The following is a 22,912-nucleotide window of genomic DNA, read 5'->3' on the forward strand; positions in this document are numbered from 1 at the left end:
AAAAAACGGCCCGGGGGTGCATTTTTCAGCCAAGTTAACTGTCGCACAGACACCATAAACACCGTACGGACAATGCTGGACATCAGCTTACTTGTGCGTGTAGATGTGGGGACGTGTACCTGTGGTTGCACCGATAGCGGCGCAGAGCGACATGGGGGTTTGCGATGCTATTCGATAGAACGCACCGGTCGGAAAGCCGACTGCCATGAGCGCCCCCCACGTTCCGAAAGTGGCTGGAATCGATCCCATGGTTCCCGTTTCAACGCACACTGCCGCGCCCGTGGCGGGTGTCCCCTCCCCTCCGGGAGCCTTCATCCAGGACCGGCTGGCCGGCTGGGTCTCCGACCTCACCACGTTGCACGAACTCACCGAACGACTGGCGGGAACCAGCACCCTGGACAGCGCCCTTCATGAACTCCTGGGCGCCGGGGCGGCCCTGGTGGGAGCCGGTCGGGGGCTCATCGTCCTCGAACCCGCCGACGGCCGCGGCCCCTCCCGCACGATCGGGCTGGGCCTCGCCCACGCCGAGCTGGGCCACATCGAGACGGTGCCCCGCAGCGCCACCCCGTACGGCCGTTTCCTCGACGGACTGCCGGACACCGACGGCCCCCGGGCCACCCCCGACATCCTCGGCGACACCGGCCTCGACCCCCGCTGCCGCGAGGTCGCCGCCCGGCTCGGATACGCCGCCAGCTACGCGCAGCCCCTCGCCACCGAAACCGCCGGCCGGCTCGGTGCGGCCGTCTGGCTGTACGACGAACCGGCCGAACCACTGGAACGCCAGTGTCATCTCGTCGGGGTGTACGCCCGCTACGCCTCCGAGCACCTGGCCCGCCTGCTCGAACTGGAACGCGCCAGGGCCGATGCCGCCGTCATCGCCGAGGAACTCCTCCCCAGCAGGCTGCCCCGGATCCCCGGAGTGTGGCTGGCCGCCCGCCGCCGGGCCGCACCCGAGGGCGGCGGCGACTGGTACGACGCGCTGAGCCTGCCGGACAACGCGCTCGGCCTGGCCGTCGGCTCGGTCGGCCGATCCGGGCCGGCCGCCATGGCTGCCACGGGCCGGCTCCGCGCCGGACTGCGGGCCTACGCCGTGATGGAGGGCGAGGACCCCGTCGCCGTACTCTCCGACCTCGAACTGCTGCTGCGGCTGACCGAACCGGCCTGCGCGGCGACCGCCCTCTACGCGTACTGCGAACCCGACCGGCGCACTCTCGTACTCGCCGGCGCCGGGCACACCCCGCCCCTGGTGACCGGCGACCGGCGCACCGAATTCGTGGAGACGACTCTCTCCGCGCCGCTGGGCATGCTCTCCTGCTGGGAGGCGCCGAGCGTGGAGGTCGCGGTCCGGCCCGGCGAGACGGTGCTGCTCTACACCGACGGACTGCTGCACCGGACGGGAGACACCATGGACCGGGCGTTCGCGCGGCTGCACGCGGCGGCGGCCGGTGTGCCGAACGCGCTGCGCCTGGATCCCGGAGCCGTCGCGGACCACATCCTGCGAACCGTCCTGCCGGACGGCACCGAGGACGTCGCTCTGCTGGCCGCGCGCTTCGACTGAGGGCCACGGACAGCGGCCTCAGGCGGTAAGAGGTCTTCCGGCACCTGGCCGCCCTTCCGTACGCCCGTACGATGGAGAGGGTCCAGTGTCGTACAAGGAGGACATAACGTGTCTGAGGAGCTCGCCCCGGAGACCCCGGAAGCAGCAGAAGCAGAGCCGATCAAGCAGCGGAAGAACGGCCTGTACCCGGGCATTTCCGATGAGCTCGCCGAGAACATGAAGTCCGGCTGGGCCGACACCGAGCTGCACGGCCTGGAGCCGATCGCCCAGGCCTCGTACACCGCCGCCCGCCGCGCCGCGCTCTCCGCGCGCTTCCCCGGCGAGCGGCTCGTCATTCCCGCGGGCAACCTGAAGACCCGCTCCAATGACACCGAGTACGCCTTCCGCGCCTCCACCGAGTACGCGTACCTCACCGGCGACCTGACCCAGGACAGCGTCCTGGTGCTCGAACCGGCCGCCGGCGGACACGAGGCGACGGTCTACCTGCTGCCCCGCTCCGACCGTGAGAACGGCGAGTTCTGGCTCGACGGCCAGGGCGAGCTCTGGGTCGGCCGGCGCAACTCCCTCACCGAGGCCGAGCAGCTGCTCGGTATCCCGGCGAAGGACGTCCGGGAGCTCGCGGCCGCGCTGGCCGGGGCCACCGGCCCGGTGCGCACCGTCCGCGGACACGACGCGGGCATCGAAGCCGCCCTCACCGACAAGGTCACCGCCGAACGTGACGAGGAACTGCGCGTCTTCCTCTCCGAGGCCCGCCTGGTCAAGGACGCCTTCGAGGTCGCCGAGCTGCAGAAGGCCTGCGACGCCACGGCGCGCGGCTTCGAGGACGTCGTGAAGGTCCTCGACAAGGCCGAGGCGACGAGCGAGCGCTACATCGAGGGCACCTTCTTCCTGCGCGCCCGCGTCGACGGCAACGACATCGGCTACGGCTCGATCTGCGCCGCCGGCCCGCACGCCACCACGCTGCACTGGGTCCGCAACGACGGCGCGGTCCGCTCCGGCGAGCTCCTGCTGCTCGACGCCGGCGTGGAGACCAACGAGCTCTACACCGCCGACGTGACGCGGACGCTGCCCATCAACGGCACGTTCTCGCCGCTGCAGCGGAAGATCTACGACGCGGTGTACGAGGCCCAGGAGGCGGGCATCGCGGCCGTGAAGCCGGGCGCTTCCTTCCGTGACTTCCACGACGCGGCGCAGCGGGTCCTCGCCGAGAAGCTGGTCGAGTGGGGCCTGCTGGGCGACCTGTCCGTGGAGAAGGTCCTGGAACTGGGCCTCCAGCGCCGCTGGACGCTGCACGGCACCGGCCACATGCTCGGCATGGACGTCCACGACTGCGCCGTCGCGCGCACGGAGTCGTACGTCGACGGCACCCTGGAGCCCGGGGTCTGCCTGACGGTCGAGCCCGGACTGTACTTCCAGGCCGACGACCTGACCGTGCCCGAGGAGTACCGGGGGATCGGCGTCCGGATCGAGGACGACATCCTCGTGACCGAGGACGGCAACCGGAACCTGTCCGCCACGCTGCCGCGCCGGTCCGACGAGGTCGAGGCATGGATGGCCGGGCTCAAGGGCTGACACGGCCGACGCGGGGCGGCCGCCCCCGTGTGCCGGAGGGCGCGCTGCTCAGGACACCATGAGCAGCGCGCCCTCCCGCCATTTCAGGACCTTGTCGAAGCTCACCACCGCGCCGTGTCCCGGCCGGTTGCCGAAGTGGACGTGATCGGCGAGCTCCTCGATCAGGCAGAGTCCACGGCCGCTCTCGGCCGTGGCCGGGGGGTGCATCGCGCTGCACGTGTGCGAAGGACCGGCCGCCGGGCGAACGGCGGACGTCTGCGGATCCGACGGATACCCGGCGGATGGCTGTGCGGCGGTGCGAAGCCTGCGCCGGAAGGGGAACCCGGGCCCCGAGTCGGCGACTTCGATACGGCATTTCTCGCCGTCCAGATATGCGGTGACCCGGTACTGACCGCTGTCCTTCCCGGGCTGCTCGTCACCGGCGGAGGCGGGGACCTCGTCTCCGGCCCCACCCGCGTCACGTCGGTCGCCGCCGTGTTCGACGGCGTTCGCACAGGCTTCGCTGAGCGCGACCGAGAGGTCGTAGGAGATGTCCGGATCCACCCCCGCGGTCTCCATGGTGCCGAGCAGAAAACGACGGGCGAGCGGAACGCTCGCGGCTTCGCGCCGCAAATGGAGTGACCACCAGATGCTCATGCTCCGGCCTCCTGGCTGCGGCTCGACATACCGATACGTATTGCCGCGATGAGCACGTCGTAAGCACAGATCCGCTGTGACAGCCCTCATTCGGCGGATGCGGATATTCCGTCCACCGGTGTACGGGGCCCCCGACCGCGGCCTCGGATCAGCCATGAACAGGTGCAACACCCCCTGATCACTCCCTGATGGGGACGGATGCCGACCTTCCGGACCTGCCGTACGGAGGCCGGGTACGCAGTGGGATGATGACCCGGCCATGTCTATGCCTGTCGCACGCGCCGGGGCCGGTATGCGGCTCTTGAGGACCGCGGTGTTCACCGCGGTCTGCGTCGTGCTCGCCGCAGGCGGACATGGCCTCGCCGCAGGCGCCGGTGTGTCCGGGTGGAGTCTGCTGGCGGGCTTCGCCGGGGTCTTCGCCGTCGCGGCGGCGCTCGCCGGGCGGGAGCGGACCCTTCTCTCCATCACCGCCGCCCTCGCGGCCGGGCAGCTGGCCCTGCACATCCTCTTCGGGGCCGGGCGCCACATACCGGCCGGTGCGACGGGGTCCGGGGACGACTCGCTGATCCGCTTCGCCGCGGGGCTGATGTGCGGTGCCGGACCGGCTCAACTGAGCGCCGGTGAGGCCCACCGCATCGTGACCACGGCGGGCCTGGACCCCGCGACCGTGGCCCAGGGGCACACACATGTGGCGTCCGGCGCGGCCGACCCGACGTTCCTGGCCACGGTGATGTCCGGCCTGCCCAGCCTGTCCATGTTCCTGGGGCACCTGCTCGCCGCGCTCGCCACCGGCTGGCTGCTGCGCCGCGGTGAGATCGCGCTCTTCCGGCTGGCCAGGCTCTCCGCGCAGGGCGGCCGGCAGCTCGCGGCCGGAGCCAGGCTGCGCGCGCTGCGGGCGGCGATGGCTCTCGTACGCGCGCTGCGAGCGGGACTTCCGGGGCGGCCCACCACCGGGCCGCACCCCCTCCGCAGCGCCGTCGACGCTCCCGCGCCGGCCACCGGGGACCCTCTGCAGCACATGGTGATCAGGCGCGGGCCGCCGCCCGTGTACGTACCCGCAGCCTGAAACGACCCCTCCGCCGGATTCCGGTGACGAGGTGGTCGTGATGCCGTCGCGTCTCCGCGCGCCGGACCACCTTTCCCGTCTCCAGTGGAGTGACCCCTGCCATGAACGTTTCCCGCATCGCCCTCGCCGGCGGCGTCGCCGCGTCCACCGTCCTGCTCCTCGCCGGTACGGCCTCCGCGCACGTCAGCGTGCAGCCGCAGGGCGAGGCCGCCAAGGGCGGCTACGCCACCGTGAACTTCAAGGTCCCCAACGAGCGCGACAACGCCTCCACCGTCAAGCTCGAGGTCAGTTTCCCGACGGACCACCCGCTGGCCTCCGTCAGCCCGCAACCGGTGGCGGGCTGGAAGATCGACGTCACCAGGAGCAAGCTGGCCAAGCCGCTCGAGGTGCACGGCAAGAAGATCAACGAAGCGGTCTCCAAGGTCACCTGGACCGCGGACGGCGACGGTATCGAGCCCGGCTTCTTCCAGCAGTTCCCGCTCTCGGTCGGGCAGCTGCCCGAGGACGCCGACCAGCTCGTCTTCAAGGCGCTCCAGACGTACAGCAACAAGGAAGTCGTCCGCTGGATCGAGGAGCCCACCGAGGGCGGCGAGGAGCCTGAGAGCCCGGCTCCCGTCCTCGCGCTGACCGCCCCGGCTGCCGACACCCACGGTGCCGCCGCGGACCACAAGAGCGGTGAGGCCCAGGAGACGAAGGAAACGACGGCGTCCTCGGACGACGCGTCCTCGTCGAGCACCGACGGCACCGCCCGCGTCCTCGGCATCGTCGGCATCGTCGTCGGCATCGCGGGAGTGGCGTTCGGCGTCCTCGCCGGCCGTCGCCGCAGCGCCTGATCCCGCAGACTCACCCACCCGCATTTCACAGATCAGGAATCAGCTCCATGCACAGCAAGAAGACGGTGCTGGCCGCAGCGTTCGCCGCCGTGGCCGCACTGACCCTGTCGGCCTGCGGCAGCGGCGGCGACTCGGCGGACAACTCCGTCGCCGAGGTCTCCTCCGAGACCGAGTCCAAGCCCGCGACCGTGCTCGACCAGCCGTACACCAAGCCCGACCTCGTCCTCACCGACACGCACGGCAAGAAGTACGACCTGCGCGAGCAGACCAAGGGCAAGCCGACACTCATCTACTTCGGCTACACCAACTGCCCCGACGTCTGCCCGCTGACCATGAGCAACATCGCCATCGCGAAGCGTGCACTGCCCGAGGCCGACCAGGAGAAGCTCCAGGTCGTCTTCGTCACGACGGACCCCGAACGGGACACCCCGGCGTCCCTGGGCACCTGGCTCAAGGCCCAGGACCCCGACTTCACCGGCCTCACCGGCGACTTCCCGACCATCCAGGCCGGAGCACGCCAGATCGGCATCGGCATCGACGCGCCGAAGAAGGAGAAGGACGGCACGGTCGTCTCGATGCACGGCGCCCAGGTCATCGCCTTCTCTCCGAAGACCGACAAGGGGTACGTGCTCTACGGCGAGGACACCACGGCCGAGAACTACACCGAGGACCTCCCGGAGCTCGTCAAGGGAGAGACCCCGTGAACCGCCGCACAGTCGTCGCCGGCGTCCTGGCTCTCACCACCGGGCTGGCGCTGACGGCGTGTTCCTCGGACACCGTGCCGCAGCTGGAGGTGACCGGGGCCTTCATGCCACAGCCCGTCAGCGACATGGCGGCCGGTTTCCTCCTCGTCAAGAACACCGGCGCCGCCGACGACCGGCTCACCTCGGTGACCAGTTCGCTCTCGGACCACGTCTCCATCCACGAGACGAAGAACCAGACGATGCGGATGGTCACGTCGTTCGAGGTGCCCGCCGGTGGCGAGCTCGATCTCGAACGCGGCGGCAGCCACATCATGTTCACGGAACTGAAGCAGCGGCCCGAGCGGGGGGAAACCGTCTCCGTGGAACTGCACTTCGAGAAGGCCGACCCCATCACGGTCGACATTCCCGTGAAGGAGACCACCTACAACCCGAAGAAGCAGTGAGGTACTGACACCCCATGACAGCCACCGCCCCGCGCTTCGGGCCCTCTCCGACACGACGGCCGCTCGCCGCGGTCGCGCTCCTCGCCGCGCTGATCAGCTCGCTGTTCGGCCTGGCGCTGGCCGGCGCGAGCCCCGCGTCCGCGCACGCCGCTCTCACGGGAAGCGACCCGCAGGACGGGGCGGTGGTCGCCACCGCCCCCAAGGACATCACCCTCACCTTCTCCGAGCAGATCGCCATGGGCGAAGACTCGATCCGAGTCCTCGATCCCAGCGGCAAACGGGCCGACAACGGCGCTCCCCGTGATCTGACCGGCGGCGGCGCCGTGCGGTACGGCGTCCAGCTCCACAGCGGTCTGCCCGACGGCACGTACACCGTGGCCTGGCAGGCCGTGTCCGCGGACAGCCATCCGGTCTCCGGAGCCTTCACCTTCTCCGTCGGCGCCCCCTCGGAAACCACCGTGGTGCTGCCGTCGGACGAAGCCGGCGGCGGTCTCGTGGGTGCGCTCTACGGCATCGCGCGCTACGCCGCGTACGCCGGCTTCATCCTGCTCGCGGGCGGGTCCGCCTTCGTGCTCGCCTGCTGGCAGCGCGGGGCGGGCGCGCGGCCGCTGCAGCGGCTCGTCGTACGCGGCTGGATCACGCTCACCGCGGCCACCCTGGCCATGCTGCTCCTGCGCAACCCGTACACCGGATCCGGCAAGCTCGCGGATGCCTTCGATCTCGACGGACTGCAGTCCGTGCTCGACACCAAGCCGGGAGCCGCGCTGGTCTCCCGGCTGCTGCTCCTGGGCGCCTCCGCCCTCTTCATCGCCGTCCTCTTCGGGGCGTACGCACAGCGTGAGGACAAGAAGGAGAAGCAGGACCTCACCTTCGGACTCGCGACAGGCGGAGCGGTCATCGCCGTGGGCATCGCCGGTACGTGGGCCCTGGCCGAACACGCCTCGACGGGGATCCAGCCGGGCATCGCCATGCCGGTCGACGTGCTCCACCTGCTCGCCGTCGCCGGCTGGCTGGGCGGACTCGCCGCGCTGCTGGTCGCCCTGTACCGGACGCCGGACATCACGAGCAGCGCGGTACGACGGTTCTCGCGCGTGGCGTTCGCCAGTGTGCTCGTCCTGGCCGCGACCGGGCTCTACCAGTCCTGGCGTCAGGTCGGTTCGTGGTCGGCGCTGACCGGTACCCGGTACGGACAGCTGCTGCTCGTCAAGGTGGCGCTCGTCGCCCTGCTCGTCGGGGTCGCGTGGATATCCCGGCGCTGGACGGGGCGGCTGGCCGAGCGCGCCGCATCCGTGTCCGCCCAGGACGCCGACCAGGCCACTTCGGCGGAACCCGTGGAATCACCTGAGCCGGCCGCCGCCCCCGAGGAGGAACTGGCGCCCGAGCGTGCCGCCCAGCTCTCCCGGCAGCGCGCCGCGCTGACGGCGACGAAGGAGAAGCGCGACCGCGACGCCGATCCGGAGCGCTCCGGGCTGCGGCGTTCCGTGCTGGTGGAGACGGGCATCGCCGTGGTGCTGCTCGTCGTCACGACGATCCTGACGTCCACCGAGCCCGGCCGCACCGAGGAAGAAGCCGCCCGCGGCGGCAGCACGGCGGCGGCGCCGGTGACCGGCGGGCAGGTGAATCTCAGCCTGCCCTTCGACACCGGCGGCCGGAACGGCAAGGGGACGGTGCGCCTGGACATCTCGCCCGGCGGAACGGGCTCGAACAGCGTGCACCTCTGGATCGACGGACCCGACGAACGCCCGATGGACGTCCCCGAGGTGAAGCTCGCCTTCACGCTGGAGTCCAAGGACATCGGCCCGCTGCCGGTCGTCCCCGAACGCCTCGCCGAGGGGCACTGGACGGCGAGCGGTGTGCAGATTCCGATGGCGGGCGACTGGACGGTCGCCGTGACGGTGCGCACGTCCGACATCGACCAGACCACCATCGACAAGAACGTGAAGATCGGCTGAGCAGGGTGAGCAAGAAGAAGAACGGCACCGAGGAGAGCGGCACCCCCGCCGTCCGCCGCGAAGGATCCGGTCCCGGCGGCGCGAGCATCGTCTCCCGACGACGGCTGATCGGCAGCGCGGGAGCGGCCGGGGCGGCCGGCCTTGTCCTGGGCGCGGCGGGCGGTGCGGGCGGCTATGCGGCGACGCGCGGGGAGGAGCCGGCGCCGCTGACCACGGTCGGCGCGACCGAGGCGATGTTTCACGGGAAACATCAAGCGGGGATCACCACTCCGCTTCAGGCCCGGGGGCACCTGGTCGCCTTCGATCTGACGCCCGGCACGGGGCGCCGGGAGGCAGCCGCCCTGATGCGCCGCTGGTCGGCCGCGGCGGAACGGCTGATGGCCGGTGAGCCGTCGGACAGCCGGGGACACGACACCGGGGTGGCCCTGGACGCCGGGCCGTCCTCCCTGACCGTCACCTTCGGATTCGGACGGACCTTCTTCACCCGCACCGGCCTGACCGGCCACCGGCCGCCCGCCCTGGACCCGCTGCCGGCCTTCTCCTCCGACCACCTCGACACCAAGCGGTCCGACGGCGACCTCTGGGTCCAGATCGGCGCCGACGACGCCCTCGTCGCCTTTCACGCCCTGCGCGCCCTGCAGAAGGAGGCCGGCTCGACGGCCCGGGTGCGGTGGCAGATGAACGGCTTCAACCGCACCCCAGGCGCCACGGGCCGGCCCATGACCACACGCAATCTGATGGGCCAGGTCGACGGCACCAACAACCCGAAGCCGGCCGAGAGCGACTTCGACGAGCGGATCTTCGTGCCGTCCGGCAGCTCATCGGCGTACGCCTGGATGGCAGGCGGCTCGTACGCCGTGGTCCGGCGGATCAGGATGCTCCTGGACGACTGGGAAGAACTCACGGTCAAGCGGCAGGAACAGGTCATCGGACGGCGCAAGGCGAACGGCGCCCCGCTCAGCGGCGGCTCGGAGGACACCGCGATGGACCTGGACAAGGCGGGGCCGGACGGCAGGCTGCTGATCCCCGACAACGCCCACGCCCGGATCTCCTCCCCCGAGAAGAACGGTGGCGCCGCGATGCTGCGCCGCCCGTTCTCGTACCACGACGGCATCTCGGACGACGGCGCCCCGGACGCCGGGCTGCTCTTCATCTGCTGGCAGGCCGATCCGTTCAAGGGCTTCATCCCGGTCCAGCGCAAACTCGACCGTGGTGACGCGCTCTCGCCGTTCATCCGGCACGAGGCCAGCGGCCTCTTCGCCGTCCCCGGAGGTGCCGCGTCCGGGGAGTACGTGGGGCAGCGGCTGCTGGAGGCGTGAGGCGCAAGGCCCCGTCCGGCGTCCCATTAGGGTGACCGTATGTCAGCCACGCGCTATGCCTATCTCGGCCCCGAGGGCACCTTCACCGAGGTGGCCCTCCGCACGCTCCCCGAAGCCGCCACCCGTGAACTCGTCCCGATGGTCTCGGTTCCGGCCGCCCTGGACGCGGTGCGCGGCGGGGAGGCCGCGGCGGCGCTCGTCCCCATCGAGAACTCCGTGGAGGGCGGGATCAGCGCGACCCTCGACGAGCTGACCACGGGCGCTCCGCTGATGATCTACCGCGAAGTACTGCTCTCCATCACGTTCGCGCTGCTGGTGCGTCCTGGGACGAAGCTGTCGGACATCAAGACCGTCAGTGCCCACCCGGCCGCGCAGCCCCAGGTACGCAACTGGATGGCGGCCCATCTGCCCGACGCGCTGTGGGAGTCGTCGGCCTCGAACGCGGACGCTGCCCGGCTGGTCCAGGAAGGGCGTTACGACGCCGCCTTCGCCGGTGAGTTCGCCGCGGCCACCTACGGGCTGGAGCCGCTGGTGACCGAAATCCACGACGCGGAGAACGCCCAGACCCGCTTCGTGCTGGTCGGACGCCCGGCCAGGCCGTCCGCGCCCACAGGAGCCGACAAGACCTCCGTGGTCATCTGGCTCGGTGCCGACCGGCCGGGGGCTCTCCTCGAACTGCTCCAGGAGTTCGCCGTCCGAGGGGTCAACCTGATGCTGATCCAGTCCCGGCCCACCGGGGAGGGCATCGGGAACTACTGCTTCGCCGTGGACGCGGAGGGACACATCGCGGACCGTCGCGTCGGCGAGGCTCTGATGGGGCTGAAGCGGATCTGCCCGGAAGTGCGGTTCCTGGGTTCGTACCCGCGCGCAGGAGTGACGCCCGACGAGGTGAGTGATCTGCGGATCGGGACGTCGGACACGGACTTCGCCGAGGCATCCGACTGGCTGGCGCGCAGCCAGGACGGCCGGGTCTGAACCCTGCGGAGATCCAGATCGCCCTTCCGCACAGAGTTATCCACAGGTCACCTCTTTCGCCTGGGGACAAGTCGACACCACAACCCGACATGGTCGACAAATCGCCCCGGTGACCCTGGATCACCCAGGGAGCCCCAACCTCCTCGCACCCCTCCCATTCCACTGGTCACCCCGCCAGAGTGGGGAATACCCACCCGAATGAGTGCACGGGTCGGGTTTGAGGCGCGAACCCCTGTCCCGTCATGCCGGTTTCGGAATACCCCCTCCCGCATCCACAGATCTTCTTCACAGCCTGTGGATAACTAATGGGATTAAGGGAAGCCTGTGGACAACACATCCCCTCCGGCGCCCCAACTCCCCGACCGTGCACGGATCATGCGTCAGACGACAGGGGCACTTACTCCCCTTTCGAGGCAATGGGGCACTTTTATTGACGTCTCCGCCCTCCGACCCGGCCGCGATTCTCACCTGAATTATCGATTCCGGCAATTCAGACAAAGTGCCACGCTGGTCGATATCGGTTCGAGCGGTGGATCCCCGCACCGGTAGCCTTGAGGGGTGATTGACCTTCGCCTGCTCCGTGAGGACCCCGACCGTGTTCGCGCCTCCCAGCGCGCCCGTGGAGAGGACGTCGCGCTCGTCGACGCCCTGCTCTCCGCCGACGAGCTGCGCAGGTCGTCCGGCGTCCGCTTCGACGAACTCCGCTCCGAGCAGAAGTCGCTCGGAAAGCTGATCCCCAAGGCCACCCCCGAGGAGCGTGCCGAGCTCCTCAAGAAGGCCGAGCAGCTGAAGGCCGAGGTCAAGGCGGCCGACGCCGCACAGGACGAGGCCGACGCCGAGGCCAAGCGGCTGCTCCTGCTGCTCGGCAACGTCGTCCACGAGGACGTGCCGGTCGGCGGCGAGGAGGACTTCGTCGTCCTGGAGACGCACGGCACGATCCGTGACTTCGGCGCGGAGGGCTTCGAGCCCAAGGACCACCTGGAGCTCGGCGAGGCGCTGGGCGCCATCGACATGGAGCGCGGCGCCAAGGTGTCAGGGTCGCGCTTCTACTACCTGACCGGCGTCGGCGCGCTGCTCGAGCTGGCCCTGGTCAACGCGGCGATCGCGCAGGCCACCGAGGCCGGCTTCGTCCCGATGCTGACCCCCGCGCTGGTCCGTCCGCGCGCCATGGAGGGCACGGGCTTCCTCGGCCAGGCCGCGGAGAACGTGTACCACCTGGAGAAGGACGACTACTACCTCGTCGGCACGTCCGAAGTACCCCTCGCGGCGTACCACATGGACGAGATCCTCGACGCGGACAAGCTGCCGCTGCGGTACGCGGGCTTCTCGCCGTGCTTCCGCCGCGAAGCCGGTACGTACGGCAAGGACACCCGGGGCATCTTCCGCGTCCACCAGTTCGACAAGGTCGAGATGTTCTCGTACGTCGACCCGGCGGACGCCGAGACCGAGCACCGCAGGCTCCTGGACTGGGAGAAGCAGTGGCTCACCGCTCTCGAGCTGCCGTTCCAGGTGATCGATGTCGCCACCGGTGACCTGGGGGCGTCGGCCTCGCGGAAGTTCGACTGCGAGGCGTGGATCCCGACCCAGGGCAAGTACCGCGAGCTGACCTCCGCGTCGAACTGTGACGGCTTCCAGGCGCGTCGGCTCTCCGTCCGCATGCGCGACGGCAAGAAGGTCCAGCCGCTGTCCACGCTGAACGGCACGCTCTGCGCCGTACCGCGCACGATCGTGGCGATCCTGGAGAACCACCAGCTGCCCGACGGTTCGGTGCGTGTGCCGGAGGTCCTTCGTCCGTACCTCGGCGGGCGCGAGGTTCTGGAGCCGGTCTCCAAGTGACCTTCCCCTACAAGCTCGTCGCCACCGATCTCGACGGCACGCTGCTGCGCGACGACCACACGGTCTCCGAACGCACCCGTGAGGCGCTGGCCGCGGTCACCGCGGCCGGCGCGGCGCACATCGTCGTCACCGGGCGGGCGGTGCCGTGGACCCGGCACATCCTGGACGACCTGGGCTACCAGGGCCTCGCGGTGTGCGGTCAGGGTGCGCAGGTCTACCACGCCGGCGAGCACAAGCTGCTGACCTCCCTCACCCTGGACCGGCAGCTCGCCGGGCTCGCGCTGTCCAAGATAGAGGCGGAGGTCGGTCCGCTCGCGCTCGCGGCGAGCCGTGACGGCCTCGAGGGCGAGGTGCTGGTCGGGGCCGGTTACCGGGTGCAGGAGGGGCCGCTGCCCGCTGTCTTCATGAACGACCCCGCCGAGATGTGGACCGCTCCGCTGAACAAGGTCTACATCCAGCATCCCGGCCTCGACGACGACGCTCTGGCTCTGGCCGCACAGCAGGCCGTCGGCAGCCTGGTGAACGTGGTCATGGCGGGCCCGGGGGTCGTGGAGATCCTGCCCCTGGGACTGAGCAAGGCGACCGGCCTCTCGCTGGCCGCCCGCCGCCTGGGACTCAAGGCGTCGGACACGCTGGCGTTCGGTGACATGCCGAACGACATCCCCATGTTCGGCTGGGCGCGGCACGGCGTGGCCATGGCCAACGCGCACGACGACCTGAAGGCCGTGGCGCACGAGATCACCGCGTCGAACGAGCACGACGGCATCGCGGTGGTGCTGGAGGAGCTGCTCCGGACGGCCACGCGCGCGTAGACGGGGCTGTTCTTCGGGCTCCGGCGGAGGATGCGCGGATCGAACGCGCGCGGGGTTACGCCCCGACGACGGCTTAGCAAGCCGCTGCCTTACCACTCGGCCAATCCTCCGGGGGGGGTGGCCACCCGCGCGACGCGCGGCGGGGGCCACCCGGGGGTCCTGCTGCGGGCGCCCGCGGGCAGCTGATGAAGCTACCGCGGCGCCGGCTGCGGACCGCCCTGTCGGGAACACGACGGACTCGGACTCCTGGTCATCGCCGTGCTCCTCTCCCCGTCCCATGATCGGCACCTTCCCCCCGTGCCGCCCCCTCACTGTGCCGGAGACCGGAGTCCGGGGGCCACCCATTTTTCAGGTGGCCCCTTTTTCAGGTGGCCCCTTTTTCAGGTGGCCCCCGGACGTACGTCAGCCGCTCCTTCGGCGACCCAGATCCCTCAGCCGGTGGGCGAGTTCGTCCATGCGGGCATCGAGCCGGATGACGTCGTGCGAGACGTCGGTGAGCCGGATGCTGATGGCACCGACGGCCTGGTGCGTGACATCGAGCTTCCGGTCGAGCGAGTCGAGCCGCTGCGACATCCGGCCGAGCACGGGGCCGAGCTCCTGGAGCGCGCTTCCCACGTCTGCCAGGCAGCCCTCGATGCGGGTGACGCGCCGGTCGAGCGAGACGTAGGACGCCCTGAGGTCCTCCTCCGCGTCGAGCAGGTGGGTCCGGACGCTGCGCGCGATGTCGCTGTCGCGAAGAAGCATGGCGACGTTGAGCACGGTCCTGCGGGTGTAGAGCGTGAGCTGCGTGGCCGCCTGTGGATAACTTTCCGCCGCATCGCCGCCCCATAGGGACACCATGTCCCTATGGAAGATGCGCAGCTCAGCGCCGCGCAGCAGCCTGAGGCCGTTCTGCTCCACCTCGACTCGGTGGCGTTGCGTCAGCTTCTTGACGACCTCTGTGGATACTTCGAAGTACTGCGCCACCTCCTCTGTGCGAAGGTGAATTCCATCAGGGAGCATGACAAGGCTCTTGACCTTGTCGAGGACTTCGACGCGCCCCATCTGCTCAACCCGGAGGGCTTGGGATTCGAGCAGGGCTACTTCCGTGGGCATGGGTGTGCCTCTCGTGCGTGGGAACGACAAGGAGAGCCCTGTCCCCGGGCTGCGAGGGCGGAGGACGCTCACGGTTGCCACTCACTCGATGACCGGCCGGGCGGGCTCTGCCTCACCGCTGCCGGCATTCCCCGAATTCACGAAAGCTCGACGCCACAGATTCCAACTGCCTCCACGCACTCTGCGCAACGAGCCGACGACCGCACAGTCACGCGGTCCTCTCGCCGCACACAGAACAACCCCCGCCCGGTGGGCGGGGGTTGCAGGGTGTGCGCGGCGGCCGGTCTCACTCCTCGCCGGCGAGCTTCAGTGCCCGCAGCTTCTGACCGGCGTACCACGTGGCCACGACCGTCACGCCGATCAGCAGGACGGTCGCGAGCGGGAGGCCGACGTCCGAGGTGACCGCACCCTCCCCGGCGACCTTCTCTGCGACCGAGAGGGACCACTGCTGCACGCTGAGCGTCCTGGCCCCGGGGACCAGGCTGCCGAAGAGCGCCTCCCACACCAGTGCGTACACCAGGCCGAAGACGACCGCGTGCCGGCTGACCGTGCCCAGCAGCAGGAACAGCGCGCTGTACGCGATCGAGGCGACCAGCGCCGCGATCGTGTAGGCCACGGCGATCTGTCCGCCGTTGCCGTTGAGGATCAGGCCCGCGACGAACGTCGGCAGCGCCGAGAAGAGCATCGTCACGGATACGGCGACGATCAGCTTGGTGAAGATGATCGTGGGCCGCTTCACCGGCTTGGCCAGCAGGTAGACGATCGAACCGTCGTCGATCTCCGGCCCGATGGCGCCGGTGCCCGCGATGACGCCGATGAGCGGCACCATGGTGGCGATGGCGAAACCGCCCAGCACGCCGGACGCGACGCCGTCATCGGCCCCGGCGAACGTCCGCACCGCCACGGCGATGGCCACCAGGAGGACCGGCAGGACGAACAGGATGGCGGCCCGGCGCCGGCCGAGCAGGGCCCGGTAGGTGAGCCGGGCGACTGTGGGGTCGTACATGACGCTTCACAGCTCCTTTCAGGCCACTACTCAGGCCGCTACGAGATAGGAAAAGACCGATTCGAGGGACTCGTCGGACGGGGAGACGGTGAGCAGCCGGATGCCGTGTTCGCGCGCGACGGTCGGCAGCAGCGTCGTGAACCGCCCGAAGTCGACCGCCTGGATGCGCAGGGCCCCCTCCGTCACATCGACGTCGATCCCCGCCGTCGAAGGGTCCGCGATGAGCGCGGCGGCGAGGGCACGGTCGTCGCTGGACCGGACGAGATAACGGTGCGGCCGGTCCGTCATCAGCCGGCGGATCTTGCGGAAGTCACCGGACGCGGCATGGCGGCCCGCCACGATCACCTCGATGTGCGAGGCGAGCTGCTCGACCTCCTCGAGGATGTGGGAGGAGAAGAGCACCGTGCGCCCCTCGGCGCCCATCCGGCGCAGCAGTTCCATGAGCTGCATCCGCTGCCGCGGGTCCATTCCGTTGAACGGCTCGTCCAGGAGCAGCACCGACGGGTCGTGGACCAGCGCGGACGCCATCTTCACGCGCTGGCGCATGCCCTTGCTGTACGTCGAGATCTTGCGGTCTTGCGCGTACTCCATCTCGACGGTGGCCAGCGCCTTGTCCGCGGCCGCGTCGCCCAGTCCGTGCAGCTCGGCATTGGCGACGACGAACTCGCGGCCGGTCAGGAAGTCGTACATGCCCTCCCGCTCCGGCACGATGCCGATCGCTTTGTAGACCGCCTCGTTGCGCCAGATCTGGGTGCCGTCGAGCGTCACCTTGCCGGTCGACGGCGCGAGGAAACCGGCCATCATGTTGATCAGCGTGGACTTACCGGCTCCGTTGGGGCCGAGCAGCCCGGTGACTCCCGGACCCACGGTCATGCTCACGTCGTTGACGGCGACCACGTTGCCGAACCAGCGGGAGGTGTGGTCGATCTCGATGGTGGTCACAGCCCGACCCTCCGGTAGCGGCGCATCAGTACGGCGTACGAGCCGGCGACGAGCGCGAGAACAACGATCAGATAGACCACACCGGCGGCGGCTCCGGGGCCCTCACCACCGGGGAAGGCGGAGGAGGCGCCGAGGAACGCGGTCTGCACCCCGTCGATCAGCGTGATGGGCGAGAACAGCCCCAGCCAGGTGATGGCATCGGCCGAGTCCGTCTGCCAGGCGATGGCCTGGACGGTGGAGACCGCGCCGTAGGTGATGGTCAGTACGGCGATCACGGCGGCCACGCCGAAGCCCCTGCGCGGGGTCAGGGCGGCGACCACCAGTCCGAGTCCGGCGAACAGCACGGAGAGCAGGGCCACCGAGACCATCCCCTGTCCGAAGCCCTTGGTCTGATCGGCGAAGTCGAACTCGGCCAGCAGCGCGCCCACGTAGAGGATGACGAGGGGCAGCCCGGTGAGGAGGAGCAGGGCCGAGGCCATCGCGGCGAACTTGGCGAGTACGTAGTCGACGCGTTCGATCGGCCGCGAGAAGTACAGCGGCACGCTCTTGAAGCGCAGGTCCCTGGACACGGACTGCGGCGCCTGGGAGGCGATGAAGAGTCCGATCACGGCCTGCAGGTAGATCGCGAAGTCCGTGTAGCCGATGGGAAGTTTCGTCATACCGGGCGCGGCGATGGCGACCGCGACGAGAATCAGCGCCACCAGGCACATCACCCCGCAGAGCAGCATCGGCAGCACCTTGGACTTGGCGGACCTGCCCAGTCCGAACGAGCCGCGCAGGGACTGCGAGTACAGCGAGCGGCGGGCGTAGGCCCGTCCCAGGCGTGCTCCGCCGTAGGAGCGGTATCCGATGTTGTGGATCCGGGAGCTGTCGCTCCCGGTGGCGGTCCCGGTCTCAGTGCTCATCGCGACCGCTCCCCTTCTGCTGTCCGGCACCCGCTGTCGCGGCCACGGCCGCCTGCGGTGCCTGTTCGGTGCGGAAGACCTCGGCGATGTGATGGCGCCGCTGTTCCATCCGGATGAGGCCCAGTCCCAGGTCGGCGACGCTGTCGCGGACCACGTCGTACGTCTCCTCGCCCGTGGCCTCCACCAGGAGGATGTGGCCGGCTCCCGGCAGCCCCTCGGCGTCGAGGCCGTCGTGCCCGATGAGTGTGACCCCCGCCCCGGTGAGGGTCTGGCGCAGCGCGTCGGTGCCGTCCGGGTGCCTGTCGCTGTCGGTGACCTCGACCGCCAGCGTCGTGGTGGTCCGGGTGAAGTCTCCGGTGGAGCTGGAGCGCAGCAGCGCGCCGCCGTCGATGACGACGACGTGGTCGCATGTCCGCTCGAGCTCACCGAGGAGGTGCGAGGTGACCAGCACCGAGATGCCGAAGTCGGTGTGGACACGACGGATCAGGCCGAGCATCTCGTCCCGGCCGACGGGGTCCAGGCCGTTGGTCGGTTCGTCGAGGAGGACCAGCTTCGGGTCGTGGACCAGTGCCTGGGCCAGCTTCACCCGCTGCTTCATACCGGTCGAGTAGCCGCCGATGGGGCGGTAACGCTCCTCGTACAACCCGACGTGGCGCAGGGTGTCGGCGGTGCGTTCGCGCGCCGCGGTGGGCGGCAGTCCGGACATCCGCGCCATGTGTACGACGAACTCGGTGGCCGACACGTCGGGAGGCAGGCAGTCGTGCTCGGGCATGTATCCGACCCGCTCCCGGATGGCGGCGCCCTCGGTGGCGACGTCGAGCCCGAGCACCGCGGCCCGGCCTTCGGTGGCGGGGGACAGACCCAGCAGGATCTTGATCAGCGTGGACTTGCCGGCCCCGTTGGAACCCACCAGGCCGGTTACGCCCGGTCCGATGTCCAAGGAGAGCCGGTCAAGCGCGGTCACCCTCGGGAACCGCTTGCTCAGGCTTTCGGTTGCGATCACAGTCACGTCTACGAAGGTAGTGGCGCGCACCACAGGAGTCGTCAGACCAGACGGCTGTATCCGCGTCCGACTCCAGGCGTACGGACCCGTAGGGGGAACCCCACGAGGGAGGACACCGCGGTCCGGGCCGATCCCGCGTTGTCCACAGGTTCGGGGCATCCCTTGACGTGACCGTACGTCGCTTGCCACATTCAGCGGTGTCACGTTACGGACGCGTACCGCAACGCCGGCACGGGACCGAGGAGGCGGCGTGGATCTGCGAGGCGCGCACGAGCGCTGGGTGCGTACGGGCGGGGTCGAGCTGTGCGTGGCCGAGACGGGCGATCCGTCACGGCCGACGATCGTGCTGGTGCACGGGTATCCGGACAGCAAGGAGGTCTGGTCCCAGGTCGCGGAACGACTGGCGGAGCGGTGGCATGTGGTGTTCTACGACGTGCGGGGGCACGGCAGGTCGACGGCGCCCCGGCCGCTGCGCGGCGGCTTCACGCTGGAGAAGCTGACCGACGACTTCCTGGCCGTCGTGGACGCCGTGAGCCCGGACCGTCCCGTCCATGTGGTCGGCCACGACTGGGGCTCGGTCCAGTCGTGGGAGTTCGCGACGGTGGAGCGGACCAAGGGACGTATCGCCTCGTTCACCTCGATGTCCGGCCCGTCCCTCGACCACTTCGGGCACTGGATCAAGCAGCGGATGTCCCATCCGAGTCCGCGCCGCGTCGGGCAGCTGCTCGGCCAGGGCGTCAAGTCCTGGTACGTGTACGCGCTGCACACGCCGGTACTGCCGGAGCTGGCCTGGCGTGGGGTGCTCGGCAGACAGTGGCCGCGGATTCTGCGGCGCATGGAGAAGGTGCCCGCGGACGGGTATCCCACGGCATCGCTCCCGCAGGACGCGGCACACGGCGCCTGGCTCTACCGGGACAATGTCCGGGACCGCCTGTGCAGGCCCCGCCCGGACGCGTACGCCCATGTACCGGTGCAGCTGATCACACCGACCGGTGACGCCTTCCTCTCACCGTCGCTCCACGACGAACTGGACGCGTGGGTGCCCCGGTTGCGGCGCCGCTCCCTGCCTGCGAAGCACTGGGTCCCGCGCACCAGGCCGGATCAGCTGGCCGCCTGGATCAGCGAATTCGTGGACGACGTGGAGAGCGGCGGCCGGGAGGGCACCGCTGGAGCAGGCACGTCCGGCGCGGTGGCCACGGGTGTTCATGCGGAGCGGTTCGGCGGCCAGTTGGTGCTGGTGACGGGGGCGGCAGCCGGCATCGGGCGTGCCACAGCACTGGCGTTCGCGGAATCCGGCGCGCGGGTGGTGGCCGTGGACCGGGACGCGGAGGGCGTGGCCCGGACGGCGGAGGCGGCCCGGCTGATCGGCGCGCCCGCCGCGTGGGGCGAGGTGGTGGATGTCGGTGACGAACGGGCGATGGAGAAGCTCGCGGAGAAGGTCGCCTCCGAACACGGCGTCGTGGACGTCCTGGTGAACAACGCCGGTATCGGTCTGTCGGGTCCCTTCCTCGAGACGACGATCGAGGACTGGCGGAATGTCCTCGACGTCAATCTGTGGGGAGTCATCCACGGATGCCGGATCTTCGGCAGACAGATGGCCGACCGGGGCCAGGGCGGCCACATCGTCAACATCGCCTCGGCGGCCGCTCATCAGCCGTCACGTGTGCTGTCCGCGTACGGCACGTCCAAGGCGGCGGTGCTGATGCTCAGTGAGTGCCTGCGCGCGGAACTGGCCGAGCGGTCGATCGGAGTCAGCGCGATATGCCCGGGTTTCATCAACACGGGCATCACCGGTACCGCACACTTCGCCGGGGCTGACGACGCGGAGGAGGAGCGGCTGCGGAGGCGGACGTCGCGGCTGTACTCGTTGCGTAACTACCCCGCGGAGAAGGTCGCTCAGGCGATCCTCGATGCCGTGGTGCACGACCGGGCCGTGGTGCCGGTGACGACCGAGGCCCGAGGCGCACGCCTGCTGTCCCGGATCAGCCCTCGGATACGCCGTCGCGTGGCTCGGCTGAGGCCGCCTCTGTAAGTCCGGGGCCGGGACCGGTGGTCAGCGCTCGTGCCCGGCCAAGCCTTCGTGCGGACGCCCGGCTTGGCGTGCTTCGGCGCCCTCGTACCCCAACTGAGCGCCGCAGCAGATTACTTCGCCGAACGCCTGAGTGCAGGCCCCAGTTGGGCATACACATACATCTCAGTGACCATATGGGCATGATATCCACCAAGTTGGGCAAACAGCCTTTATGGCACGCCACTTGTCCACAGCGCAGCCAAAAAGCCTGTGGATAACCCGAGTTGGCTGTGGATCAAACCTGATGACGGTCGTGAATACCGAAACGTCGAGTGAAATCGAGGTGCGCCGAAAACAGCGCAACGGGCACGCTGAGGAGATGGACGAACGACGCACCGTCAAGGTGTCCAGATACCTGTCGAAACACCTGCGCCACAGCCCCGACCGGATCGGGATCAGTCTCGACCCCCAGGGCTGGGTTGCCGTCGACGAGCTTCTGCGGGCCTGCGCCCGGCATGGCGTCGCCGTCACCCGGGACGAACTCGACCACGTCGTCGCGGCCGACGACAAACAGCGCTTCGCCGTGGACGGCGATCACATCCGCGCGAGCCAGGGCCACTCCGTAACGGTCGATCTCGGCCTGCCTCCGGCCGAACCGCCCGCGTACCTCTACCACGGCACCGTGGCACGGACGCTCGGCGCCATCCGTACCGAAGGACTCCGGCCCATGAACCGCCACCACGTCCATCTCTCCCCCGACCGCGAGACGGCGGTCCGGGTCGGTGCCCGGCGTGGCGCCCCGGTCGTCCTCGCCGTGGACACGGGGGCCATGCACCAGGCAGGTCACGTCTTCCACGTCAGCGCCAACGGGGTATGGCTGACGGACTCCGTACCGCCGGAGTTCCTGCGCCTGCGTGAATGACACGTCCGGCAGGTCAGCGCTCTATTCCGCCGAGGCCCGCACGCAGATCGTCGAGGTTCATGACGGGCTGGAGGGCGATCTCGGAACGCGCGTGGAACAAGGGTTCCAAGAGCGGCGGCATCTGGGCGGAGTCCTTCATGCCGAAGACCATCAGACAGGTGCGCCGGCCGTCCTGGATCGTGAAGTACGCCGCTTCGGGCTTGAGCTGCTCGACCATCTCCTGAATGATCTTGGTCATGCTGCCGTCGGACACCGCACGGTTTGCCGTCTCGGTGTCCATGTGCGCGGTGAGCAGCATCCTACTTTCGATAGCGCAGCAATTAGCCGAGTTGTTTGCGACCTTCGGTGGCAATCAACTCGAAGACCGCCTGGTCAGCGGCAAAGTCCGAGTCGGGAATCGGCCAGTGAAACACGATTTCGGTGAAACCGAGCTCACGGTGGCGGCCAGCGAAATCAACAAAGGCATCTACGGAATCTAGCGGCCGGTTCCGGTCGGGAGTGAAGCCGTGGAGCAGGATCTTGTCGAGTTCGGCCACGTCTCGGTCGATCTCCGCACATGCCTTGCCGAGTTTCTCAATCTGGCCGCGAAGGGCTTCCACCGACTGGTCCGGTGTGCCCATCTCGTACAGCTTCGGGTCGCCGGTCGTCACCCACGCCTGCCCGTGGCGGGCGGCCAGCTTCAGGCCGCGTGGGCCGGTCGCCGCCACCGCGAACGGCAGCCGGGGCCGCTGTACGCAGCCGGGGATGTTCCGGGCCTCGTCCGCCGAGTAGAAGTTCCCCTCGTGCGTGACGGAGCTCTCGGTGAGCAGGCGGTCGAGCAGCGGCACGAATTCCCCGAGCCGGTCCGCCCGCTCCTTCGGTGTCCACGCCTCCTGGCCGAGCGCCGTCGCGTCGAAGCCGTTGCCGCCGGCTCCGATGCCGAGGGTGATCCGCCCGCCGGAGATGTCGTCGAGTGAGATCAGCTCCTTGGCGAGCGTCACCGGGTGCCTGAAATTAGGCGACGTAACGAGGGTGCCCAAGCGCAGGCGGTCCGTTGCCGTGGCCGCGGCGGTGAGGGTGGGCAGAGCGCCGAACCACGGACCGTCCCGGAAAGTGCGCCACGAGAGGTGGTCGTAGGTGTACGCGGCGTGGAAGCCGAGTTCCTCGGCGCGCTGCCACTTGGCGCAGCCTCCCTCGTGCCAACGGTCGACGGGAAGGATCACGGTGCTCAGGCGCAGGCTCATGCCACCGAGCCTATGCCGGACTCGGCCCTCGTCTCCTCCCGCGCGAAGACGAGCGGGGCTGCACGGGCTGCTCGACGTCGCACGTGGCGGCGAGATCGT

21 protein-coding genes and 1 tRNA gene are annotated in these 22,912 nt (G+C 69.6%); 13 read left to right on the forward strand and 9 right to left on the reverse strand.

What is annotated here, in order from left to right:
• Positions 1-247 precede the first annotated feature (247 nt).
• Together ACFYQ5_RS00070 and ACFYQ5_RS00075 are read left to right on the forward strand one after the other, a co-directional pair.
• The gene (locus tag ACFYQ5_RS00070) at positions 248-1,558 is read left to right on the forward strand and encodes a PP2C family protein-serine/threonine phosphatase (protein ID WP_389190829.1); all 1,311 of its coding nucleotides are present in this window, start codon (positions 248-250) and stop codon (positions 1,556-1,558) included.
• Positions 1,559-1,666: 108 nt separating this feature from the next.
• Positions 1,667-3,130 carry an aminopeptidase P family protein gene (locus ACFYQ5_RS00075; RefSeq protein WP_389190831.1) on the forward strand — a complete coding sequence of 488 codons (1,464 nt, stop codon included), beginning with the start codon at positions 1,667-1,669 and terminating at the stop codon, positions 3,128-3,130.
• Positions 3,131-3,178: 48 nt separating this feature from the next.
• Here the strand turns inward: ACFYQ5_RS00075 and ACFYQ5_RS00080 are convergent, their stop codons facing one another.
• On the reverse strand, positions 3,179-3,766 hold the full coding sequence (locus ACFYQ5_RS00080; protein ID WP_389190833.1) for an ATP-binding protein: 588 nt from the start codon (positions 3,764-3,766) through the stop codon (positions 3,179-3,181).
• A 259-nt stretch (positions 3,767-4,025) separates the two neighbouring features.
• Here ACFYQ5_RS00080 and ACFYQ5_RS00085 point away from each other — a divergent pair, with 259 nt between their 5' ends.
• The 9 genes from ACFYQ5_RS00085 to ACFYQ5_RS00125 all read left to right on the forward strand — a co-directional run bounded on the left by ACFYQ5_RS00085 (position 4,026) and on the right by ACFYQ5_RS00125 (position 13,706).
• Positions 4,026-4,832 (forward strand): hypothetical protein, encoded by an 807-nt coding sequence (locus ACFYQ5_RS00085; protein WP_389190835.1) that lies wholly within the window; start codon positions 4,026-4,028, stop codon positions 4,830-4,832.
• A gap of 101 nt (positions 4,833-4,933) precedes the next feature.
• The gene (locus ACFYQ5_RS00090) at positions 4,934-5,665 is read left to right on the forward strand and encodes a YcnI family protein (RefSeq protein ID WP_389190837.1); all 732 of its coding nucleotides are present in this window, start codon (positions 4,934-4,936) and stop codon (positions 5,663-5,665) included.
• Between the two features lie 47 nt (positions 5,666-5,712).
• Positions 5,713-6,369 carry an SCO family protein gene (locus ACFYQ5_RS00095; protein WP_389190839.1) on the forward strand — a complete coding sequence of 219 codons (657 nt, stop codon included), beginning with the start codon at positions 5,713-5,715 and terminating at the stop codon, positions 6,367-6,369.
• Positions 6,366-6,812 carry a copper chaperone PCu(A)C gene (locus ACFYQ5_RS00100; protein ID WP_389190841.1) on the forward strand — a complete coding sequence of 149 codons (447 nt, stop codon included), beginning with the start codon at positions 6,366-6,368 and terminating at the stop codon, positions 6,810-6,812. Before ACFYQ5_RS00095 ends, ACFYQ5_RS00100 begins: the two co-directional genes overlap by 4 nt.
• Before the next feature lie 14 nt (positions 6,813-6,826).
• The gene (locus tag ACFYQ5_RS00105; RefSeq protein ID WP_389190843.1) at positions 6,827-8,764 is read left to right on the forward strand and encodes a copper resistance CopC/CopD family protein; all 1,938 of its coding nucleotides are present in this window, start codon (positions 6,827-6,829) and stop codon (positions 8,762-8,764) included.
• 5 nt (positions 8,765-8,769) lie between these two features.
• A complete protein-coding gene (gene efeB, locus ACFYQ5_RS00110; protein WP_389190845.1) occupies positions 8,770-10,083 on the forward strand; it encodes an iron uptake transporter deferrochelatase/peroxidase subunit in 1,314 nt (437 codons plus the stop codon).
• Between the two features lie 39 nt (positions 10,084-10,122).
• The gene (gene pheA, locus ACFYQ5_RS00115; RefSeq protein WP_389190847.1) at positions 10,123-11,058 is read left to right on the forward strand and encodes a prephenate dehydratase; all 936 of its coding nucleotides are present in this window, start codon (positions 10,123-10,125) and stop codon (positions 11,056-11,058) included.
• A gap of 558 nt (positions 11,059-11,616) precedes the next feature.
• Positions 11,617-12,894, forward strand: coding sequence for a serine--tRNA ligase (gene serS, locus ACFYQ5_RS00120; protein WP_389190849.1), 1,278 nt, complete (start codon positions 11,617-11,619; stop codon positions 12,892-12,894).
• Complete coding sequence (locus tag ACFYQ5_RS00125) at positions 12,891-13,706, forward strand: HAD family hydrolase (protein ID WP_389190851.1); 816 nt, start codon at positions 12,891-12,893, stop codon at positions 13,704-13,706. The genes serS and ACFYQ5_RS00125 overlap by 4 nt, the downstream gene beginning before the upstream one ends.
• Before the next feature lie 24 nt (positions 13,707-13,730).
• On the opposite strand, the gene ACFYQ5_RS00130 is transcribed toward ACFYQ5_RS00125, so the two are convergent.
• The 6 genes from ACFYQ5_RS00130 to ACFYQ5_RS00155 form a co-directional block, all read right to left on the reverse strand.
• Positions 13,731-13,816 (reverse strand) — tRNA-Ser (locus tag ACFYQ5_RS00130).
• A gap of 292 nt (positions 13,817-14,108) precedes the next feature.
• Positions 14,109-14,801 (reverse strand): hypothetical protein, encoded by a 693-nt coding sequence (locus tag ACFYQ5_RS00135; RefSeq protein ID WP_389190853.1) that lies wholly within the window; start codon positions 14,799-14,801, stop codon positions 14,109-14,111.
• 286 nt (positions 14,802-15,087) lie between these two features.
• A complete protein-coding gene (locus ACFYQ5_RS00140; protein ID WP_389190855.1) occupies positions 15,088-15,807 on the reverse strand; it encodes an ABC transporter permease in 720 nt (239 codons plus the stop codon).
• A 30-nt stretch (positions 15,808-15,837) separates the two neighbouring features.
• Positions 15,838-16,749: an ABC transporter ATP-binding protein gene (locus tag ACFYQ5_RS00145; protein ID WP_389190857.1), complete on the reverse strand. Its 912-nt coding sequence runs from the start codon at positions 16,747-16,749 to the stop codon at positions 15,838-15,840.
• Positions 16,746-17,654, reverse strand: a complete 909-nt coding sequence (locus ACFYQ5_RS00150) for an ABC transporter permease (RefSeq protein ID WP_389190859.1) — start codon at positions 17,652-17,654, stop codon at positions 16,746-16,748. The genes ACFYQ5_RS00145 and ACFYQ5_RS00150 overlap by 4 nt, the downstream gene beginning before the upstream one ends.
• Complete coding sequence (locus tag ACFYQ5_RS00155) at positions 17,644-18,618, reverse strand: ABC transporter ATP-binding protein (RefSeq protein ID WP_389191908.1); 975 nt, start codon at positions 18,616-18,618, stop codon at positions 17,644-17,646. Before ACFYQ5_RS00155 ends, ACFYQ5_RS00150 begins: the two co-directional genes overlap by 11 nt.
• Positions 18,619-18,907: 289 nt before the next feature.
• On the opposite strand from ACFYQ5_RS00155, the gene ACFYQ5_RS00160 reads away from it, so the two are divergent.
• Entirely contained in the window at positions 18,908-20,689 is a 1,782-nt protein-coding gene (locus ACFYQ5_RS00160) for an SDR family oxidoreductase (RefSeq protein WP_389190861.1), read from the forward strand.
• Between the two features lie 358 nt (positions 20,690-21,047).
• A complete protein-coding gene (locus ACFYQ5_RS00165; RefSeq protein WP_389190863.1) occupies positions 21,048-21,590 on the forward strand; it encodes an RNA 2'-phosphotransferase in 543 nt (180 codons plus the stop codon).
• 13 nt (positions 21,591-21,603) lie between these two features.
• Here the strand turns inward: ACFYQ5_RS00165 and ACFYQ5_RS00170 are convergent, their stop codons facing one another.
• Together ACFYQ5_RS00170 and ACFYQ5_RS00175 are read right to left on the reverse strand one after the other, a co-directional pair.
• Positions 21,604-21,888: a hypothetical protein gene (locus ACFYQ5_RS00170; protein ID WP_389190865.1), complete on the reverse strand. Its 285-nt coding sequence runs from the start codon at positions 21,886-21,888 to the stop codon at positions 21,604-21,606.
• A gap of 22 nt (positions 21,889-21,910) precedes the next feature.
• The gene (locus tag ACFYQ5_RS00175) at positions 21,911-22,813 is read right to left on the reverse strand and encodes an LLM class flavin-dependent oxidoreductase (protein ID WP_389190867.1); all 903 of its coding nucleotides are present in this window, start codon (positions 22,811-22,813) and stop codon (positions 21,911-21,913) included.
• Between the last annotated feature and the right edge of the window lie 99 nt (positions 22,814-22,912).

The organism is Streptomyces sp. NPDC005794 (assembly GCF_042871445.1).
Taxonomy (GTDB): Bacteria; Actinomycetota; Actinomycetes; order Streptomycetales; family Streptomycetaceae; genus Streptomyces.

Coding starts and splice junctions, on each gene's coding strand:
- ACFYQ5_RS00070 (WP_389190829.1), top strand. CDS start 248: ATGGTTCCCGTTTCAACGCACACTGCCGCGCCCGTGGCGGGTGTCCCC.
- ACFYQ5_RS00080 (WP_389190833.1), bottom strand. CDS start 3,766: ATGAGCATCTGGTGGTCACTCCATTTGCGGCGCGAAGCCGCGAGCGTT.
- ACFYQ5_RS00085 (WP_389190835.1), top strand. CDS start 4,026: ATGTCTATGCCTGTCGCACGCGCCGGGGCCGGTATGCGGCTCTTGAGG.
- ACFYQ5_RS00090 (WP_389190837.1), top strand. CDS start 4,934: ATGAACGTTTCCCGCATCGCCCTCGCCGGCGGCGTCGCCGCGTCCACC.
- ACFYQ5_RS00095 (WP_389190839.1), top strand. CDS start 5,713: ATGCACAGCAAGAAGACGGTGCTGGCCGCAGCGTTCGCCGCCGTGGCC.
- ACFYQ5_RS00105 (WP_389190843.1), top strand. CDS start 6,827: ATGACAGCCACCGCCCCGCGCTTCGGGCCCTCTCCGACACGACGGCCG.
- pheA (WP_389190847.1), top strand. CDS start 10,123: ATGTCAGCCACGCGCTATGCCTATCTCGGCCCCGAGGGCACCTTCACC.
- ACFYQ5_RS00135 (WP_389190853.1), bottom strand. CDS start 14,801: ATGCCCACGGAAGTAGCCCTGCTCGAATCCCAAGCCCTCCGGGTTGAG.
- ACFYQ5_RS00140 (WP_389190855.1), bottom strand. CDS start 15,807: ATGTACGACCCCACAGTCGCCCGGCTCACCTACCGGGCCCTGCTCGGC.
- ACFYQ5_RS00150 (WP_389190859.1), bottom strand. CDS start 17,654: ATGAGCACTGAGACCGGGACCGCCACCGGGAGCGACAGCTCCCGGATC.
- ACFYQ5_RS00165 (WP_389190863.1), top strand. CDS start 21,048: ATGGACGAACGACGCACCGTCAAGGTGTCCAGATACCTGTCGAAACAC.
- ACFYQ5_RS00170 (WP_389190865.1), bottom strand. CDS start 21,888: ATGCTGCTCACCGCGCACATGGACACCGAGACGGCAAACCGTGCGGTG.
- ACFYQ5_RS00175 (WP_389190867.1), bottom strand. CDS start 22,813: ATGAGCCTGCGCCTGAGCACCGTGATCCTTCCCGTCGACCGTTGGCAC.